This is a genomic window from Anaerococcus obesiensis (genome assembly GCF_016599815.1).
GTDB lineage: Bacteria > Bacillota > Clostridia > Tissierellales > Peptoniphilaceae > Anaerococcus > Anaerococcus vaginalis.
The window spans coordinates 1,570,527-1,589,704 of record NZ_CP067016.1 but is presented as its reverse complement, the minus strand read 5'-3'; the positions used below and the strand labels follow the sequence as shown (position 1 = coordinate 1,589,704).

Genomic DNA, 19,178 nt, shown 5'->3' with positions numbered 1-19,178 from the left:
CTATTAAGCAATGTCTTGCTTTGGATATACAGAAACTTGTTTTCTATTTTTTCCTTTTCTTTCAAATTTAACTACTCCTTGGCATACAGCAAAAAGTGTGTCATCGCCACCTTTTTTTACATTTTCGCCAGGGTGAATTTTTGTTCCTCTTTGTCTAACGATAATTGTTCCAGCATTTACTGTTTGTCCATCAGCTCTTTTAACGCCAAGTCTTTTTGCATTAGAATCTCTACCGTTTTTAGAAGAAGAAACTCCTTTTTTACTAGAAAATCTTTGTAAGTTTATGTTTAAAAACATCCTAAACCTCCCTATAATTTAAATTAACATATTCATTATAATTTGTGAGTAAAGTTTTAATACCAATTTCAAAATCATTTAAAATAATTTCAGATTTTTCATTTGAATTTTTTAACGAAACTTTCATTTCGTTTTTATCATCAAAAAAATCAAATTGTACTTCGTAATAATCTAAGGTATTTACTGCTGTGTATGATAAAATAGACACTGCAGCACAAACTATATCATATCCGTGTTGATCAAAATTTGCATGACCTTTTATTGCAAATCCTAATCTTTTTTCTTTTTTTATTAATAAAGTAACATCAATCATTAACAAGAAATATTGTTAATTTCAACTAAAGTATATGGTTGTCTATGACCTTTTTTAGTTTTTGATGCTTTTTTAGGTCTATATTTAAACACAACTATTTTTTTGTCTTTAGCTTGATCTTTTACAGTAGCTTCAACTTTTGCATTTTCAACTATTGGAGTTCCAACTTTTAAATCACTATCGCTTTTTACTAATAGTACATCTTCAAAGCTTACACTATCTCCTATTTCTGCATTAAGTTTTTCAACTCTAACTAGATCGCCTTCTGATACTTTATATTGTTTTCCACCTGTCTTAATTATAGCGTACATAGTACACCTCCTATTTAGATTCTCGCCAGTCAAGGTGATCAGTACCCATACTGAGCGGTTTACCATAATATATTACCAATAAATACAAGTTTTGTCAACTTATATATCAAATATTTCCATATTTTCAATTGCCTTATTTTCTAGATTTTCAATATCTAAATTACTTTCACTTTCTTTTATATATTTTAGTTTTGGTTTTGTAATTGGATTTGATGGGGCAAAAATTGAGCAACAATCATCATAAGGTTCAATACTTTTTTCATAAGAACCAATGAATAGTGCCCTATCTATTATTTCTGTTTTATCAAGTGCAATTAATGGTTTAAAAATTGGAAGTTTTGTTGCATCTTCAATTACTGTCATAGACTCTACTGTTTGGCTTGCAACTTGACCTAAACTTTCTCCTGTAATTAAAGCATGGTAATTATTTTTTTCTGAAATTTTTTCAGCTATTCTCATCATAAATCTTCTTGATAAAATTGTTGTTTGATTTCTATGACAATTTTTATTTATTGCCTTGTAAATTTCTGCCATATTTACAGAATATATTCTCATTTTCCCAGTATATTGGGATAATATTTTTCCTAAATCAACAGCTTTTTGCAAGGCTCTTTTTGATGTAAATGGATAAGAATGAAAATGCAGACAATTAATTCTCATTCCTCTTTTTGCCATCATAAAACCTGCAACTGGTGAATCAATTCCTCCTGATAATAACAAAAGTCCATTTCCACTTGAGCCTAGTGGAAGTCCTCCCATTCCTTCGTGTCTATTTGCATAAACATAAGCGTATTTTTTTATATCTATAAAAACTTTAAAATCTGGATTATGAACGTCAACTTTTAAATTATTTTCTTTTGCATAATTTTTTAGGATAAATCCACCCATCATTTGTGAAAAGTCTGGAGATTTTATTTCAAATGATTTATCAACTCTATTTGTTATAACTTTAAAACTTTTATTTTTTATATCCATATTATCCAAGATTTCTTTTAAAGCATCTTCAATTGATTCGATTTTTTTATCGCATCTTTTTATCTCGGAAATATAAATTATTCCAAAAACTTTTTTTATTTCTCTAATAAGATCATCAAAATCATTTTTATCGGCTTTTATATATAATTTTGAGCTTTCAAGATACATATCTTCATAGCCAATGTCTTTTATATTTCTTTTTATATTATCGATTGCAGCCTTAAAAAATTTATTTCTATTTTTTCCTTTTAAAAACAATTCCCCAAAGCTTACTGATAGTAAATCTTCCATTAAAACACCTTTCTTATTTCTTCTACATAAGCATATAATTTACTAGCTACAAGATCCAAATCTTCGATGGAAATATCATTTGAAAATGAAAATCTAATAGCTCCATCCATATATTTTTCATTCAAATTAAGTGCTGAAAGTATCCTGCTATTATTTCCTTTTGAGCAAGCTGAACCGCTTGATACATAAATTTCATCTGATTCTAGCATGTGAAGTAAAACTTCTGATTTTATTTTACCAAAAGATATATTTAAAATATAAGGGCTTGAATTTTCTAAGGGAGAATTTACGTGAATATCAGAAAATTTATCCAAAATTTTATTTCTTAAATAAATATTTAAATTTTTAACATAAGAAAAATCTTCTTTTTCTTTTGATAATTCTAATGCCTTAGCAAAGCTGTAAATTGCAGGAGCATTGGTTGTACCTGAAGAAAATATTTCTTGCCTTCCGCCATACATTAAGGGTTTAATTTTATTTTTAAAGGAATTTTTAATATATAAACCACCAATTCCTTTTGGTCCATGAACTTTATGTGATGAAAAGCTCATAGCATCAACCCCTAATTTTTTAACATCACAAGAAATTTTACCTAATGCTTGAGTTGCATCTATATGAAATAAAATATCCTTATTTTTTTTCTTAATAAGATCAGAAATTTTTCTTATATCTTGAATACTTCCTATTTCATTTTGAACATAAATTATTGATACTAATTTTGTTTTTTCATCAATAGCTTTTTCTAATTTATCAACATCAACAAATCCAAATTCATCATTTGAAATAAGTTTTACTTCCTTATAAATTGAATTATCAAAAGCATCAATAACAGACGAATGTTCTAATTTTGTTGTTATCGCCTTATTATTTTCGCCTGCTAATGAATTTATTACTATATTATTGGATTCTGTTGCTCCTTTTGTAAAATAAATTTCTCTTTCATTTGCATTTATGTAAGAGGAAATAATTTTTCTAGCCTCTTTTACTTTATTTTCCACATCCATACCAAAACTATGTAAGGCTGATGGATTGGCAAAAAAATTTTTTTCAAAATCTTTTTCTATATCAATAACTTCATCATACATTTTTGTTGTAGCAGCATTATCTAAATATATCATTTTATCACATCCTTTAACTTATTTATTATATTATTAGAAAGAAAATAAATCAAATATAAGGTATAGTATAAGTATGTTATGTGTTAGATACCCTTTTTATGGGAAAAATTTAAAAAAAGATGAATGTATTTTAGATATTGAAACTACAGGACTTGATCCAAAAAAAGATAAGCTTGTAGTTTTAGGACTAATATATTTTGATTATAAAAAAAGTAAATTTTATATAGACCAATATTTTTCAAAAAATGATAAAGAAGAAGTAAAATTATTAAAAATTTATAAAGAAAAAATTCAAAATAAAAAATTAATAACCTATAATGGAGATATTTTTGATCTACCTTTTTTAAATATTAGATTAATAGAAAATGAAGAAGAACCAATCTGGCAAATTAATTTGGACCTTTATAAAATTATAAAGAATAAAAGAAAATTAATAGAATTTGATTCTATGAAACTTACTAATATTGAAAAAATTGTTGGAATAGAAAGAAATGACCCATCTAGATACAAGGTTATTAGTAAATTAAATGATGATATTAAAAACAGGAACAATCCATGGCCTATATTAATTCATAATAAAAATGACCTAATATCAACAGAAGCTATTGCTAACATTGAAGAAATTATTAATGATGAACTTTCATTTGAAATAAATAATTACAAAATTCACTTAGATAGTGCTTATATTGATAAGGATATTGCCTATATAAAATTTTTTTCAAACAAAAGTTTAAAAAAATCATATTTTCGTGGAGAAAACTATTCATTAAATATTAACGACCATTCTATTGAATTAAAAATTATAGTTTTGTATGGGAAATTATCAAAAAATTCATCGGGTTTTGTAACAGTTAATAATTTTAATATCGAAAATAAAGGAAAGTATAAAATAAATAAAAATTTAATATCCATATTGGAAGATAAGATTTTTTCTTGTGAAACTATCTTAAATATTATGAAATTTTTAATCGAAAAAAACCTAGATTTATAAGTCTAGGTTTTCTATTTGCCAATCAATTGAACTCATATTATTTTTTATTAAAAAATTATTGGTTTTTGAAAATGGTTTTGAACCAAAAAATCCTCTATGAGCTGCGAATGGAGATGGGTGAGCACTTTTTAAAATTAAATGCCTATTATTTGTTATTAACTCTTCTTTAGATTGAGCAAACTTTCCCCAAAGAATAAATACAAGAGGTTTTTCTCTTTGATTTAATAATTTTATAATATTATCAGTTAATATTGTCCAACCTATGTCTTTGTGAGAATTTGCTTGATGAGCTCTAACTGTTAATGTAGAATTTAATAACAAAACTCCTTGATTAGCCCATTTAATTAAATTTCCATTATTAGGTATATATAAGCCTAAATCATCATGTAATTCTTTGTAAATATTTAACAATGATGGGGGTGTTTTTATACCTTCTTGAACAGAAAAAGAAAATCCATGAGCTTGCCCCACACCATGGTAAGGATCTTGCCCTAATATTACAACTTTTGTATCTTCATAAGAAACTTTTTTTAATGCATTAAAAATATCATACATATTTGGATAAATTGTATAATTTTTATATTCATTAATAAGATTTTTTCTTAATCTAATATAATAATCTTTTTTCCATTCATCTTTTAAAATTTCATCCCAATCATTTCCTATTTGAACTGACATTTTCTTCTCCATCCATTTTTCCGAAAATTATAAAAATAATCAACAAAACTGATCCAGTTGTAACCAAAATATCTGCTACATTAAAAACTGGAAAATCAAAAAAAGAAAATTCTATAAAATCTACAACAAATCCATGAAATAATCTGTCATAGAAATTTCCTAAAGCTCCAGAAACAATTAAAGATAATGAAATGTTTAATAATTTCGGATTGCTTTTTATGTTTCTAATGAAATAATACAATAAATAAATAACAACAACTAAAGTCAATACAAGAAAAAATATCCTCTTATTTTGCAATATCCCAAAAGCTGCACCCCTGTTTTCTACATAAAGAAAATTAATAAAATTTGTAAAAACTGGATTTTCAATAAAATGTGATATTGCATAAGCTTTTGTAAACCTATCTAGTATTATTCCAATAATTATTAAAATTGTGTAAATCATTTATACTTCCTATATTCTATGTGATAATTATCTTTTTTACTCTTTCCTATTACCTTATCAAAAATAAATCTGCCTTCTTTTCTAATCGATATTAAAGAATTATCATCAATAATTTTTGAAGGATTATCAATAATTTGATAATTAACCTTCACTAACCTTCTTTGAATTAAAATTTTTGCCTTTGATCTTGAAAGATTTATAAATTCACTAACAATATTATCAAGTCTAAGCGAAGAAACAAATCCTCTATTTTCTATATAATCAATTTTTGGCAAATTTAAAATATTATCTTTTTTAAAATCAATATTTACTCTTTCATTTTTTATTTTACTTAGGTTAAATTTAACAAAATCCTTATCCTTATTTAAAACTACAAATTCGCAAATTTTATCTCCAACATAAATATCCCCAATATCATTTCTTTCAAGACCTAAATTTAAAAGAGCTCCAAGGACATCTGGATGTTTTATATTATTTTTTTAGAATTCTAATACACTTATGTAGTTTCTAGTATTAATTTCATTTGAATAAGGATTTGCAACAAATATTTGTCTTTCGCTAGATTCATTGCATGACAAAAAAACTATCTCTATATTATTAATTTTTGCTATATCATTTAATACAGAAATCTCAAATGGATTTAAGAAAAAACTTGAAACTTCCTTTCTAGTATAAAATGATTTTTCTAATAAAGAGATAGCTTTTTTTATATTTGCTTTGACAGACTTATCTTCAACAAAATCAATATTATATTCTAATTTCATAAAAGATTTATTAAATTACAAATTATAATTGATTGTAATTTCCGCTAGAAATTTGATCTTCTACATAATTATCAATATCTACGCCCTTTGGACAAATTACAAAAATTCCTTTAGAAACTTTTTCTACTGTTCCTTCAAGAGCATAAACAGCACCAGATACAAAATCTAAAATTTGTCTTTTTTTGTCAACTTCAAGCATTTCAAGATTTAATACTACAACTTTTTTATCTAAAATATCATCAACAATTTTTGGACCATCTTCATCGTAGCTTAATGGTTCTTGAATAGAAATTCTAAAAGAATTTGATGTGCTTTTGCCGAAGCTTCTATTATTACTATTCATACTAACTATATTGTCTCCTCCCCTAATTTTTCTAGCTTTGTTATTAGAAGAATAATCATTTGAAAATGATGAATAGGTGCTTGTCTTAGCGTTATCTGAGCCCATTGTACTACTAAAATCATAAGTTGAGCTAGGGCTGTAAGTTTTTTCGCTAGTTTTTTCTAATTCTTCCTCTTCATCAACTTCTTCATCATATTCATCGTAATCATCGTCAATTCCTATAAATTCTTTAAATTTATCTAACATTTTTATACATCCTTTTACCAAATATTTTTGATCCTACTCTAATTATATTAGCTCCTTCTTCAAGAGCTATTTTATAATCATGAGTCATTCCCATAGAAAGATATTTCATTTCAATATTATTATAACTTAAATTGGATAATTTTTCGAATATTTTTTTAAGTTCCCTAAAGCAATTTCTAATAAGATTTTCATCTTCTGTATTAGGAGCCATAGTCATTAAACCTTTTATGTTAATATTATCTAATTTTGAGGCCTCTTCAATAACTTTATCAATCTCATCAACAAAAAATCCTGACTTTGTTTCTTCTTTTGAAACATTTACTTGTATCAAACAATCTTGAACAATTGATAAAGATTTTGCCCTGTTATTAATTTTCTTTAAAATTTTTAAAGAATCAACAGAATGAATTAATGAAACTTCTCCTACAATTTTATTAACCTTATTAGTTTGTAAATGACCTATCAAATGCCAATTAATATCTTCTGGCATTTTTTCTTTTTTTTCTATTAATTCTTGAACTTTATTTTCTCCAAAATCCCTTAAACCGTAATTGTAAACTTCCATAATTTTATCTATTCCATGAGTTTTTGTTACAGCCAATAGATTAGCATTATAATTTTCTAAGTCTTTTTTTAAATCATCAATATTATCTTTTATACTCATAACACATCCAATCTAATATTCGCTTTTTTTATCTCTATTCATCAAAACTTCTACAGAATCTTTTGGATTTTTATTTTCAAAAATCACCTTATAAATTTCGTTTGTAATAGGTAGCTCAATATTTTCTTTTTATGATAGATTGTAAAGAGCCTTTGTAGTTGGAATTCCTTCAACAACTGTTTTAACTTCCTTACAAGCATCATCTAATGAATAGCCTTTTCCAAATAATATTCCACACCTATTATTTCTTGAATGCATACTTGTAGCAGTAACAATTAAATCTCCTATTCCACAAAGTCCATTTATTGTTTTTCTATCTGCTCCTTGGCTTATAGCAAATTTATTCATTTCATAGATTCCTCTAGTCATAATCGCAGCCTTGGTATTATCTCCAAATCCCAAACCTGTAACCATTCCTATGCCAAAAGCTAGTACATTTTTTATAGCTCCACCAATTTCACATCCTATAACATCAGTTGAAGTATATACTCTTAGATAATATTTTGAAAATATATCTTGAATTTCTTTTGCGATTTTTTCATCTTCACAAGCACAAACCAAAGCTGTAGGCATTTTTCTAATCACTTCTTCAGCATGACTTGGCCCTGACAAGACTGCATAAGTGCAATTTGGATTTAATTCGTAAATTACTTGTGATATTCTTTTTAATGTTTTAATTTCTATTCCCTTGGATAAATTAACCAAAATTTTCTCATCAAGACCATCTTTTATATTGCTTAATACTTCTCTTGTATGTTGAGTTGGTATAGCATTAATTATTATTTTATTTTCTAATAAGTCTTCTATTTTATTAGTAGACTTTATATTTTCACTTAATTTTATATCAGCAAAATATTTTTTATTGATATGCAAATCATTTATATTATCTACATCTTGAATATTTCTAGCATACATTAAAACTTCATTGTCTTTTGAAAGGAAATCAGCAATAGCACTTGCCCAACTTCCTGCTCCAATAATTGAAATTTTCATAATACTCCTTTAAAACATTTTCTTTTCTTCATGATTTTTAATTCTAATTATATTTGACCTATGTTCAATTATTATTGTAATTGCTACAAATAATATAATTAGTGTAAAGGCACTTAGACCTTGAAAATAATAAGAAATAAATGGAGCAAGTAAACTTGCACTTAATGATGCTTTTGAAACTGTTCTTGTAAGTAAAAAAACTATTAAAAATAAAATTAATAGACACAAGAAAACTCTCAAATCATAAGCAAACAACGCTCCAGCAGATGTTGCTACCCCTTTTCCGCCCTTAAATTTTAAAAAAATTGAAAATATATGACCTAAAACTACAAAAACAAGAGCAGTTAAAGCATATTTTTCGCCAAGGAAAAACATAGAAAAATAAACTGCCACTAATCCCTTAGCCATATCTAAAAACAAGCAAAAGCAACCTGCAAGTGCTCCAAAATTTCTAAATACATTTGTAGTTCCAGGATTTCCACTTCCCATAATTCTTATATCTTTTTTGAAAAAAACTTTAGCTATTATATAAGAAAAAGGGATAGAACCAATTAAATATGAAAAAAGTGCAACTAAAACAAATTTCATTTTTCTTTCCTTTCTCTAATTTCAAAAGTAAAAGGTACTCCTTGAAGACTATAATTTTGTCTTATTTGATTTTCCAAATATCTTTGATATGAAAAATGCATCAACTCTTTGTCATTTACATGCAATAAAAACTTTGGTGGAGCAGTTTGAACTTGTGAGATATAGAAAATTTTTAATCTTTTCCCCTTATCTTGAGGAGGTGCTGTCATCATTATTGCATCTTGCAAGATAGTATTTAATACTCCAGTTTTTATTCTTGTGTGATAATTGCTATTTACAATTTCAATTAAATTCAAAAGATCTGTAATCCTTTGTCCTTTTAAAACTGAAATAAAAATAATTGGGGCATATAAAGCAAAAGAAAGTTTATTTCTAATTTCTTTTTCCATATTTTTCATTGTATTTGTTTCTTTTTGAACCTTATCCCATTTATTAACAGCAATTATAATTGCTTTTTTCTGGTTGTGAGCATATCCTGCAATTTTTGTATCTTGTTCAGTTACTCCAACTGTTGCATCTATTAAAAACAAACAAATTTCTGAGCTATCAACAGCATCAAAAGTTCTTTGATTAGCATAATATTCTATATTATCGCTTACTTTATTTTTTCTCCTAAGTCCTGCTGTGTCAATCAAAACATAGTTATTATCTTTATATTGCCAATAAGTATCTATGGCATCTCTTGTAGTTCCTGCAATATCGGTAACAATCATTCTTTCTTCATTCAAAAGATGATTTACAAGAGATGATTTACCAGCATTAGGTTTTCCAATTATTGCAATTCTTGTAGCATCTAAATCCGTATCGAATTTAGAAAAATCTATAAAACCAACAATTTTATCTAACAAATCTCCAAGATTTTTTGAACCTTCTGCAGATGTACTAATCAAATCATCAAAACCAAATTGATAAAAATCATAAATATGATCTGGTATATTTGCTCCATCAATTTTGTTTGCTACAACTATAACTTTTTTATTATATTTTCTAATTTCATCAGCTATTTCATAATCGTGTGGATTTATTCCTTCTCTTCCATCTACAACAAAAAGAATTAAATCACTTTCTAATAAGGCTTTTTCAACTTGAGACTTTATTTCTTGATTCATAAGTTCTTTATTTGAAATATCAAGTCCACCCGTATCAGCTAGTATAAATTCATGACCTATCCATTCAACTTTGTCATAAACCCTATCTCTAGTGACTCCATTCACATCTTCTGTAATAGCTTTTCTTTTGCCAACTAATTTATTAAATAATGTCGATTTCCCAACATTAGTTCTTCCTACCAGTGTAACTATTGGTGCGTTCATTATATTCTCCATTAATTTTAAGATAAATAAATAGATAAAGTTAGCAAAGCTAACCTTATCTATATTAGGCTTTTCTTATTGTAATTATATCCTTATTTTCATATCTCTTATCCATCATTCTTAGAATAAAAATAGATATTGCTAAAAATAAAAATATAAACAAAACAGTAAGTAAATTATTATCTAGAAACTTATCTTTAAATATTGTATTGGCTAAAACAGCTCCAAATATCATCATAAAAACTGGAAATAAATAAGTGAAATAAGAAAGTCTATTTACAGTTTTTACATCTGAATCTAGATAAACAAAGTCTCCAGGATTTAGATTTTCATTAGTAAATGTAGTGTAGTAAGATGGTTTTATTTCACAACCACCACATGAAGAGCAAGATCCACATCCTGATTCCTTTTGAATCATTACTTTTACATTGCCATTTAAATTTTCTACGACTATTCCTTTTTTACTAATAGTTTGCATCCAATGCTCCTTTTATTCTTTTACCTCAATGCTTAATTCATTTAAACTTTTTTCATCAACTATACTTGGAGCTTGAGTTAATGGGCAAGTTGCTGATTGAGTTTTTGGAAATGCAATAATATCTTTAATATTTTCAGTTTTTGCAAATAACATTACCAACCTATCAAGTCCATAAGCAAGTCCTGCATGAGGAGGTGTTCCATATTGTAAAGCTTCTATAAAGAAACCAAATTTTTGTTCTATGTCATCATCAGATAATTTTAAAGCCTTAAATACTTTTTCTTGAAGTTCTTGATTGTTTATTCTTACTGAACCTCCACCCATTTCATCACCATTTATTACAATATCGTAAGCTTGAGTTCTTACCTTTTCAGGTTCTGTAAGTAATAAATCAATGTCTTCCTCATTTGGCATTGTAAATGGATGGTGTTGTGAAACGTATCTGTCTTCTTCTTCGCTATATTCAAACATAGGGAAGTTTACAACCCAACAAAAAGCATATTTTTTTTCATAAAGATTTTGATCTTTTGCAACTTTTCTTCTTAAAGCTCCAAGTCCTTCAAGAACTGTTTTATTTTTATCAGCTCCAATTAAAATCAAATCATTATCAGAAATATCTAATTTTTCTATTAAATTTTCAACAATTTCGTCAGTTAAGAATTTTTTAATAGAAGAATTTATATCATCTTTTGAATTAAATTTAATAAAACTCAATCCTTTTAAACCATAATCTTTTACAAAATCTGTTAATTTATCTAATTGCTTTCTTGAATAATTTCCTGCTTGTCCTTTAAAATTAATTGCCCTAACAGAATGGCCTTCTTTGATATTATCTGTAAAAACTTTAAAGTCAGAATTTTTAAATATTTCTGAAATATCATTTATCTTATATCCATATCTTAAATCTGGTTTATCAGATCCGTATGAATTCATAGCTTCAGAATAATCCATTCTTTGGATTGGAAGTTTTAAATCATAGTCAGTAAAATTATCAAAAAGTGTTTTTAATAATCCTTCATTCACTTTAATAACATCATCTTGATCTGCAAAACTTAATTCAAGATCCAGTTGTGTAAATTCTGGTTGTCTATTTGCTCTTAAATCTTCATCTCTAAAACATTTTACTATTTGGAAATACCTATCCAATGAACCAATCATTAACAATTGCTTCATTAATTGTGGAGATTGTGGCAATGCGTAAAACTTTCCTTGATTAACTCTTGATGGAACCAAATAATCTCTTGCTCCTTCTGGAGTTGGTTTTGTAAGAAATGGTGTTTCAACTTCTGTAAATCCATTATCATACATATACTCTCTCATACACCTAACAATATCAGATCTTAATTTTAAATTTTTTTGAACTGATTGTTTTCTCATATCAAGGTATCTGTATTTTAATTTTAAATTTTCACTTACATCATCATCTTCTTTAATATAAATAGGAGGTGTTTTTGCCTTATCTAAAATATTGATTTTACTAGCTATTATTTCTATGTTTCCTGTTGGAATTTCTGGATTTTTAGATTCTCTTTCTCTAACTTCTCCCTTAACTTCCAAAACATATTCTCCAGCTACATCTTTTGCTATTTTATAATTTTCATTATCATCTTCACGTGTTACAATTTGTGTTATACCTGTTTTATCTCTAAGATCTATAAACACCAATGAGCCAAGATTTCTTTTTTTGGCAACCCAGCCCATAAGTACAACTTCATCTCCAATATTTTCTTCTCTAAGTTCGCCACACATGTGACTTCTTTTAAATTCCATACTAACCTCCTAATTTAAAAATGGATTATTTTCTTTTTCAAAACCAATATTACTTGATTGTCCATGTCCTGGATGGATCCTTGTTTTTTCATCATATATAAATATTTTATTTTTTATAGAATTAATCAAAGTGTTAAAATTTCCTCCTGGAAAATCACTTCTTCCAATTGATAAATTAAATAAAGTATCTCCAGAAAAAATATCATCTTCAATTTTATATGACATTGAATCTAAACTATGACCAGAAGTTTTGATAGCTTTTATTTTGAATGGAGAAAATTCTTGACCATCTTTTAAATATGAATCAATTTCTACATTTATATTGCAATATCCTCTAGATAAATTATAGTCTGGATCATTTGCAATATTTTTACTATCATCACTAGCGTAAACATCTACATTCAATTTGTTTTTAAAATATTCAAGCCCCAACACATGATCAAAATGTGTATGGGTTAATAAAATAAACTCTATATTAATTTTATTCTTATCTATATAATTTTCAATTTTTCCACCTGGATAAACTGGGTCAATCAAAAATCCATTTTTATTTTCGTCATAAACTACATAACAATTAGCCATCATTGGCCCTTCTGTGATTTTTTATATATTCATTAATACAACCTTTCACTATCAAGCTGTATAGTAACAGGTCCATCATTTATTAATGAAACTTCCATATGTGTTTGAAATTTTCCGGTTTTTACATTAAATCCATCATCTTTTAACTCTTTAATCAATATTTCATAATATTCTTCTGCCTTATCTGCACTTGATGAATTTATAAATGAAGGTCTATTTCCTTTTCTTGCATCGCCATATAAGGTAAATTGGCTTACAATTAATAATTCGCCCCCCTCATCTTCTACAGACAAATTCATTTTTCCTTGGTCATCTTCAAAAATTCTTAATTTTTCAATTTTCTTTTTTATATAATCAATATCTTTTTTTGTATCAGAATCTGTTACTGCTACAAAAACCAATAATCCTTCTCCTATTTCTGAAATCAACTCATCAGAAACTTTTACACTTGCTTTTTTTACTTTTTGTACAATTGCTCTCATTAACTTTTCACCCTATATATACTTTCAATCATTTTTATTGTTTTCAATTTCATAATTAATTCATTAAGTTTTTCTGTATTTGGAACTGAAACTGTAAGATCAATAATTCCCTCATGATTTTCATTGCTTCTTACATTCATCGCCTCAATACTTACATTTTCTGTTGAAATTAATTTAGTTATTTCAAAAATAATTCCAGTTTTATCTTTTGTTGTAATTTGTATTCTTACAGGGAACATATCATCAGAATTATTTTGCCAATATACATCAATTAATCTTTCTGGAGATTTTAAGCTTGTTATATTTGGGCAAGTCCTTACATGAACGCTTATGCCATTTCCTTTTGTAATATATCCAACAATTTGATCTCCTGGTACTGGATTACAACATTTTGCAAATTTTACATCCACTTGGTCATCAAGATCGCTTACCCTTACTTCATTAGAAAAAGATTTTTTTGGTTTTTCCTTATTTATATCTAAATCTTCAATTTTTTTAGGCAATTCATCTTTGTGTTTTTTTATCAATTTTTGAATTATTTGGTCTGTATTTGTTTTGCCAAATCCAATCGATGCAAACATTTCATCTTTTGTTGGATAACCTAAGTCGTTTGCAATTTCTATTAGCCAATCATCTTTTATATCTTTTTTGTAAATCTCGTTTGATTTTCTAAGCTCCCTGTATAAGGAATCTTTTCCTATTTCAATATTTTCTTCTTTTCTATATCTTTTGAAAAATTGTTTGATTTTGCTTTTGGCTTGGTTTGATTGGACCATATTTAACCAATCTCTTGATGGACCTTGAGAATTCTTACTTGTAAGAATTTCAACTACATCTCCTGTATTTAGCTTGTGGGAAAATGGAACAATTTTTCCATTTACTTTAGCTCCCACACATTTATTTCCAACTTCTGTGTGAACTCTATAAGCAAAATCAATTGCACAAGAATTTACTGGCAAAGAATAAATTTCTCCTTTTGGAGAATATATATATATTTCTTTTGAGAAAAAATCTCCTTTTAAGGTGTCCAAAAATTCCTTACTATCTACATCCTTGCCACCTTCTTTTTGCCATTCCATAATTTGTCTAATAAAAGTGAGTTTTTCATCAAATTCTGTTGATTTACTTTTATTTTCTTTGTATTTCCAGTGAGCTGCAATTCCATATTCACATTCATAATGCATTTGCCTTGTTCTTATTTGAACTTCAAATGGCTTAGAATCTTCTCCAAATACTGTTGTATGCAAAGACCTATAACCATTCGGCTTTGGTTGTCCAATATAATCTTTAATTCTATTTGGAATTGGTCTCCAGATTGAATGAACTTTTCCCAAAACTTCATAGCAATCTGCAACCGTATCAACTAAAACTCTAACAGCTGTCAAATCATAAATTTCGTTAAATTCAATTTTATTTCTACTCATTTTTTTATAAATTGAAAATAAACCTTTTGGTCTTCCAGAAATTTCATAATTTATATTTGAGGATGAAAGAGCCTTATCCAAAGTTTCAATTATTTGATTTATGTAGGCTTCTCTTTCTCTTCTTTTATTATGAACCATTTGAGCAAGCTCATAATATTCTTCAGGTTTTTGATACCTAAAACATAAGTCCTCAAGCTCCCACTTCATAGTATATATTCCAAGCCTATGTGCTAGTGGAACATAAATTTCTAAAGTTTCACTAGCTGTTTGCTTTTGTTTTTTTTCAGTCTTATATTCCAAAGTTCTCATATTATGCAAACGGTCAGCAAGCTTTATCAAAATAACCCTAATGTCATTGCTCATAGCCAAAACCATTTTTCTAATGTTTTCGGCTTGTTTTTCTTCTTTTGTTTTGTAATTTAATTTTTTAAGCTTTGTAACTCCATCTACTAAAAAAGTTATTTCTTCCCCAAAAATTTCTTTCATTTGTTCTTCTGTTACAGGCGTATCTTCCAAAACATCGTGCATCAATCCAGCGCAAATTGTTTGGTCATCTAACTGCATATTAGATATAGTTGTTGCAACAGCTATTGGGTGAATAAAATAATCTTCTCCAGAATTTCTTTTTTGACCTCTGTGATGATATTCAGCAAAATCATAAGCCTTTTTTATTAAATTAATATCTGCTTGTTCATTATTTTTTAAAATAATTTTTTTGAAATTTAAAAATTCTTTTTGAAAATCTTTTGCCATAATATCACCTACCTTATATCTATTAATTTCACTTGTAAATTTCTTCTACCATTAAATTCATTTATATCTGGATAAAATACAGCGTCAATTCTATTTCCTATTATATTTGCCTTAAATTTATCACTTAAATATTTATAATCTTTTTGTGCGTTAAACTTTATAGCTTCTATATCACGACCATTTTTATTTAAGATCATTTTCATGGTATTATTGTTTTTTCCAATCATATTTATATTTTTTATAAATAGGTTTTTGTCGGCAAATTTTGCTTTTGGATTGTCTTTTCCAAAAGGTTCTAGCCTTTGTAAACTTTCGGCAAATTCGAGTGAAAGTTTGTCTATAGGTATTTGAGCATCAATATTTATAATATTTACAAAATCATCTTTTTTTAATTTTGATTTATCATTTAATTTTTGCCTAAAATCATCAACTTTTTCACTTTTTATAGAAAGTCCGCAAGCCATAGGATGTCCACCGAATGATTCAAGTAGGTCTTTTATTTCAAAAACTTCCTTGTAAATATTATAAGCTTCTATGCTTCTTCCAGAGCCTTTTAAAATCCCATTTTGACTTGACTGAGTCATAATTATAGTAGGTTTATTAAACTTTTCTTTTATTCTTCCTGCTATAATACCACAAATACTTTCTTCAATATTTTCAACATCTACAATAATAATATCATCATTATAATATTTTTTATCTTTTATAATTTCTAAAGTTTTTTCAAGACCTATATTAGTCAATTCTTTTCTTTCAGTATTTAAGCTAACAAGTTTTTTTGCATAAGTACGAATTTTTTCTATATCATCTTCCATTAGCATATCAATAGCAAGTTTTGCAGTAGAAAGTCTACCAGTAGCATTCATACATGGTCCAATAATAAATCCTAGCGTATAAGCACTAACTTCTCTATTCCAAGAATTTTCTTCAACCAAGGCTTTTATAGCTAGTTTTTCAGTATTATTAATTCTTTTTAGACCTTCTCTTACAAAAATTCTATTTTCATCAGTAAGTGAAACAACATCACAAACAGTTCCCATAGCTACATATTCCAATAAACCATATAAGTATTCCATATCTCCATCAAGTCTTTGGTACAAAGCTTGTATTAATTTAAAAGCAACTCCTGCTCCGCACAAATCATCAAATGGATAAGTATTGTCAAGTCTTTTTGGATTTATAACGCAATCAGCTTGAGGTAAAATTTGCTCAACCCATTCCCCATCTTCTTTTTTTGAAACTTGATGGTGGTCGGTTATTATAACTTTAATCCCATTTTCTTTTAATCTTTTAACCTGATCAATAGCACTAATTCCATTATCGCAAGTGATAATAAGACTTACATTTGCTTCAATCGCCCTATCAATCATTCTATCGCTAATCCCATAGCCATCAATAACCCTATCTGGAATATCATAGCTTATATCATCATAAAAATATAATAAGCCATCCAAAAGTGTCATAGTTGAGCTTATACCATCTTGATCATAATCTCCAAAAATCCTAATAGATTCTCCGTTTTCCATAGTTTCAATAATCAAATCAATAGCTTTTTCCATATCTTTTAATAAAAAAGGATCATGAAGCTTTTCTAAAGTAGGATTAATAAAACTATCAACAACTTTCGGATCAACTATATCTCTATTTGCAAGTATCAATGCTTCTAATTTGGTAATATTTTTATTTTTTAAATTTGATAAATAATTATTTTTTTTATTATATATATACCACTTGGTCATAATTTCCTCTCTTATGAATAAATTATACCATTTTTAGAATCAATATAAAGATATGGGTACAAGCAATGTTAATTATAAAATACAAAGTTAAAAATTTTGATAAATTATAAATTATTTTGCATTTATTTTAAATGATGATAAAATAATAAAATAAAATTTAATGGAGAATTATATGGTAGATATATTAAAAAGTTTTAATGATTTGCTATGGGGTTTGCCTTTGATTTTGGCAATTGCTGGAACAGGAATATACATAAGCATAAAAACTCAAGCAATTCAATTTAGAAAATTAGGATACGCTTTAAAAAATACTTTGGGAAAAATTTTTGAAAAAAATAGCCATCATGCCAAGGGAGATATAAGTCCTTTTGGTGCATTAGCAACGGCTCTTGCAGCTACAGTTGGTACTGGAAATATTGTTGGTGTTTCTCTTGCAATTATTCTGGGAGGACCTGGTGCAATATTTTGGATGTGGATTGCAGCCTTATTAGGAATGGCTACAAAATTTTCTGAAGTAACCTTAGCAGTTACTTATAGGGAAAAGAAAAATGGAAAATATGTTGGCGGACCAATGTATTATATTGAAAAGGGTCTAAATAATAAAAAACTTGCAAAAACTTTTGCAATTTTTGCAGGAATTGCCGTTTTTGGAATTGGAGATTCTACCCAATCAAATGCAATTTCAGGTGTACTTAAAGATACTTTTGGAGTAAATACAATAATTAGTGGAATAATTTTATCGATTATAGCGGGTGTTGTAATAGTTGGAGGAATAAATTCAATTACAAAAGTTACTGAAAAGTTGGTTCCATTAATGTCCCTTCTTTACATTCTTGGTTGTTTATGGATTTTATTTTTAAACAAAGCAAATATTTTGCCAGCTTTTAAATCAATTTTTCTAGGAGCCTTTAGTCCAAAAAGTCTTGGCGGTTCTTTTGCTGGTCTTTCTGTTAAAGCAGTTATATCTGCTGGTGTTGCTAGAGGAGTTTTTACAAACGAAGCTGGTTTAGGTTCATCTCCTATGGCTCATGCGTGTGCAACAACTGATCATCCTGTACGTCAAGGTCTTTGGGGAATTAGCGAAGTTTTTGTAGATACAATTATAATCTGTACCATGACAGCTTTAGTAATTCTTTCTACAAATGTAGATATTACTGATACAAACAATGCAGCAAGCCTTGTTGCACGTGCTTTTGCAACAGGCTCAAGTTTTGGAAATATTATAGTATGCGTTGGCTTAAGTCTTTTTGCCTTATCAACAATTCTTGGATGGGCATATTATGGAGAAACTGCTCTTACATATTTATTTGGAGATAAAATTATAATTCATTATAGAATTTTGTATGTTATTTTCGTTTTTGTTGGAGCAAATATTGATCTTGGAGTAGCTTGGATTGTGGCAAATATTTTAAATGGTTTTATGGCTTTGCCAAATCTTTTTGCAGTTGTCACTCTTAGTCCTGTTGTAGTGAAACTAAGTAATGATTTCTTTAAAAATCCAGAAAAAATCAGAAAAAGTCCAGAAGAATATAAATCATGTATAGAAATAAAATAAAATATTTATATAATCCCCAATAAAAAAGCCTAGCTTAGACCAAATTAATTAAAGTCCAAGCTAAG

General features: G+C 27.3%; 21 protein-coding genes and 2 pseudogenes. 2 read left to right on the top strand and 21 right to left on the bottom strand.

Annotated features, from left to right (window positions below; all coding sequences use genetic code 11):
- Nucleotides 1-3: 3 nt before the first annotated feature.
- From rpmA to I6H46_RS08030, 5 genes are all read right to left on the bottom strand, one after another.
- Nucleotides 4-297: a 50S ribosomal protein L27 gene (gene rpmA, locus I6H46_RS08050; protein WP_004838789.1), complete on the bottom strand. Its 294-nt coding sequence runs from the start codon at nt 295-297 to the stop codon at nt 4-6.
- A gap of 1 nt (nt 298) precedes the next feature.
- Nucleotides 299-610, bottom strand: coding sequence for a ribosomal-processing cysteine protease Prp (locus tag I6H46_RS08045; RefSeq protein ID WP_019117687.1), 312 nt, complete (start codon nt 608-610; stop codon nt 299-301).
- Entirely contained in the window at nt 610-921 is a 312-nt protein-coding gene (gene rplU / locus I6H46_RS08040) for a 50S ribosomal protein L21 (protein ID WP_004838787.1), read from the bottom strand. Before rplU ends, I6H46_RS08045 begins: the two co-directional genes overlap by 1 nt.
- Before the next feature lie 99 nt (nt 922-1,020).
- On the bottom strand, nt 1,021-2,187 hold the full coding sequence (thiI, locus tag I6H46_RS08035) for a tRNA uracil 4-sulfurtransferase ThiI (protein WP_019117688.1): 1,167 nt from the start codon (nt 2,185-2,187) through the stop codon (nt 1,021-1,023).
- On the bottom strand, nt 2,187-3,305 hold the full coding sequence (locus tag I6H46_RS08030; RefSeq protein WP_019117689.1) for a cysteine desulfurase family protein: 1,119 nt from the start codon (nt 3,303-3,305) through the stop codon (nt 2,187-2,189). The genes thiI and I6H46_RS08030 overlap by 1 nt, the downstream gene beginning before the upstream one ends.
- Nucleotides 3,306-3,378: 73 nt before the next feature.
- Here I6H46_RS08030 and I6H46_RS08025 point away from each other — a divergent pair, with 73 nt between their 5' ends.
- Nucleotides 3,379-4,296, top strand: a complete 918-nt coding sequence (locus I6H46_RS08025; protein WP_200225785.1) for a ribonuclease H-like domain-containing protein — start codon at nt 3,379-3,381, stop codon at nt 4,294-4,296.
- Here I6H46_RS08025 and I6H46_RS08020 read toward each other — a convergent pair.
- The 16 genes and pseudogenes from I6H46_RS08020 to recJ all read right to left on the bottom strand — a co-directional run bounded on the left by I6H46_RS08020 (nt 4,291) and on the right by recJ (nt 17,558).
- A complete protein-coding gene (locus tag I6H46_RS08020; RefSeq protein WP_200225783.1) occupies nt 4,291-4,974 on the bottom strand; it encodes a uracil-DNA glycosylase in 684 nt (227 codons plus the stop codon). The genes I6H46_RS08025 and I6H46_RS08020 overlap by 6 nt on opposite strands.
- Nucleotides 4,952-5,419, bottom strand: a complete 468-nt coding sequence (gene lspA / locus I6H46_RS08015; protein ID WP_019117692.1) for a signal peptidase II — start codon at nt 5,417-5,419, stop codon at nt 4,952-4,954. The genes I6H46_RS08020 and lspA overlap by 23 nt, the downstream gene beginning before the upstream one ends.
- Nucleotides 5,416-5,694 (bottom strand): S4 domain-containing protein, encoded by a 279-nt coding sequence (locus I6H46_RS10485; RefSeq protein ID WP_325100599.1) that lies wholly within the window; start codon nt 5,692-5,694, stop codon nt 5,416-5,418. The genes lspA and I6H46_RS10485 overlap by 4 nt, the downstream gene beginning before the upstream one ends.
- Before the next feature lie 84 nt (nt 5,695-5,778).
- A pseudogene (locus I6H46_RS10480) lies at nt 5,779-5,832 on the bottom strand (hypothetical protein); the annotation flags it as partial.
- 66 nt (nt 5,833-5,898) lie between these two features.
- Complete coding sequence (locus tag I6H46_RS10475) at nt 5,899-6,183, bottom strand: hypothetical protein (protein ID WP_325100598.1); 285 nt, start codon at nt 6,181-6,183, stop codon at nt 5,899-5,901.
- A 22-nt stretch (nt 6,184-6,205) separates the two neighbouring features.
- The gene (locus I6H46_RS08005; protein ID WP_019117693.1) at nt 6,206-6,772 is read right to left on the bottom strand and encodes a cell division protein SepF; all 567 of its coding nucleotides are present in this window, start codon (nt 6,770-6,772) and stop codon (nt 6,206-6,208) included.
- Nucleotides 6,762-7,436: a YggS family pyridoxal phosphate-dependent enzyme gene (locus I6H46_RS08000; protein WP_019117694.1), complete on the bottom strand. Its 675-nt coding sequence runs from the start codon at nt 7,434-7,436 to the stop codon at nt 6,762-6,764. Before I6H46_RS08000 ends, I6H46_RS08005 begins: the two co-directional genes overlap by 11 nt.
- Before the next feature lie 12 nt (nt 7,437-7,448).
- Nucleotides 7,449-8,429 (bottom strand): annotated as a pseudogene (locus I6H46_RS07995) (NAD(P)H-dependent glycerol-3-phosphate dehydrogenase).
- A gap of 9 nt (nt 8,430-8,438) precedes the next feature.
- Entirely contained in the window at nt 8,439-9,017 is a 579-nt protein-coding gene (gene plsY / locus I6H46_RS07990; RefSeq protein WP_019117696.1) for a glycerol-3-phosphate 1-O-acyltransferase PlsY, read from the bottom strand.
- A complete protein-coding gene (der, locus tag I6H46_RS07985; RefSeq protein ID WP_019117697.1) occupies nt 9,014-10,330 on the bottom strand; it encodes a ribosome biogenesis GTPase Der in 1,317 nt (438 codons plus the stop codon). The genes plsY and der overlap by 4 nt, the downstream gene beginning before the upstream one ends.
- A 64-nt stretch (nt 10,331-10,394) precedes the next feature.
- The gene (locus I6H46_RS07980; protein WP_004838775.1) at nt 10,395-10,808 is read right to left on the bottom strand and encodes a SoxR reducing system RseC family protein; all 414 of its coding nucleotides are present in this window, start codon (nt 10,806-10,808) and stop codon (nt 10,395-10,397) included.
- 12 nt (nt 10,809-10,820) lie between these two features.
- Nucleotides 10,821-12,578, bottom strand: a complete 1,758-nt coding sequence (gene aspS, locus I6H46_RS07975; protein WP_019117698.1) for an aspartate--tRNA ligase — start codon at nt 12,576-12,578, stop codon at nt 10,821-10,823.
- A gap of 9 nt (nt 12,579-12,587) precedes the next feature.
- Nucleotides 12,588-13,163, bottom strand: coding sequence for an MBL fold metallo-hydrolase (locus I6H46_RS07970; RefSeq protein WP_234287349.1), 576 nt, complete (start codon nt 13,161-13,163; stop codon nt 12,588-12,590).
- 29 nt (nt 13,164-13,192) lie between these two features.
- Complete coding sequence (dtd, locus tag I6H46_RS07965; RefSeq protein WP_019117700.1) at nt 13,193-13,642, bottom strand: D-aminoacyl-tRNA deacylase; 450 nt, start codon at nt 13,640-13,642, stop codon at nt 13,193-13,195.
- Complete coding sequence (locus I6H46_RS07960) at nt 13,642-15,819, bottom strand: RelA/SpoT family protein (protein WP_019117701.1); 2,178 nt, start codon at nt 15,817-15,819, stop codon at nt 13,642-13,644. The genes dtd and I6H46_RS07960 overlap by 1 nt, the downstream gene beginning before the upstream one ends.
- A gap of 8 nt (nt 15,820-15,827) precedes the next feature.
- The gene (recJ, locus tag I6H46_RS07955) at nt 15,828-17,558 is read right to left on the bottom strand and encodes a single-stranded-DNA-specific exonuclease RecJ (protein ID WP_200225780.1); all 1,731 of its coding nucleotides are present in this window, start codon (nt 17,556-17,558) and stop codon (nt 15,828-15,830) included.
- 172 nt (nt 17,559-17,730) lie between these two features.
- On the opposite strand from recJ, the gene I6H46_RS07950 reads away from it, so the two are divergent.
- On the top strand, nt 17,731-19,113 hold the full coding sequence (locus tag I6H46_RS07950) for an alanine/glycine:cation symporter family protein (RefSeq protein WP_019117703.1): 1,383 nt from the start codon (nt 17,731-17,733) through the stop codon (nt 19,111-19,113).
- The last annotated feature ends 65 nt before the right edge of the window (nt 19,114-19,178 follow it).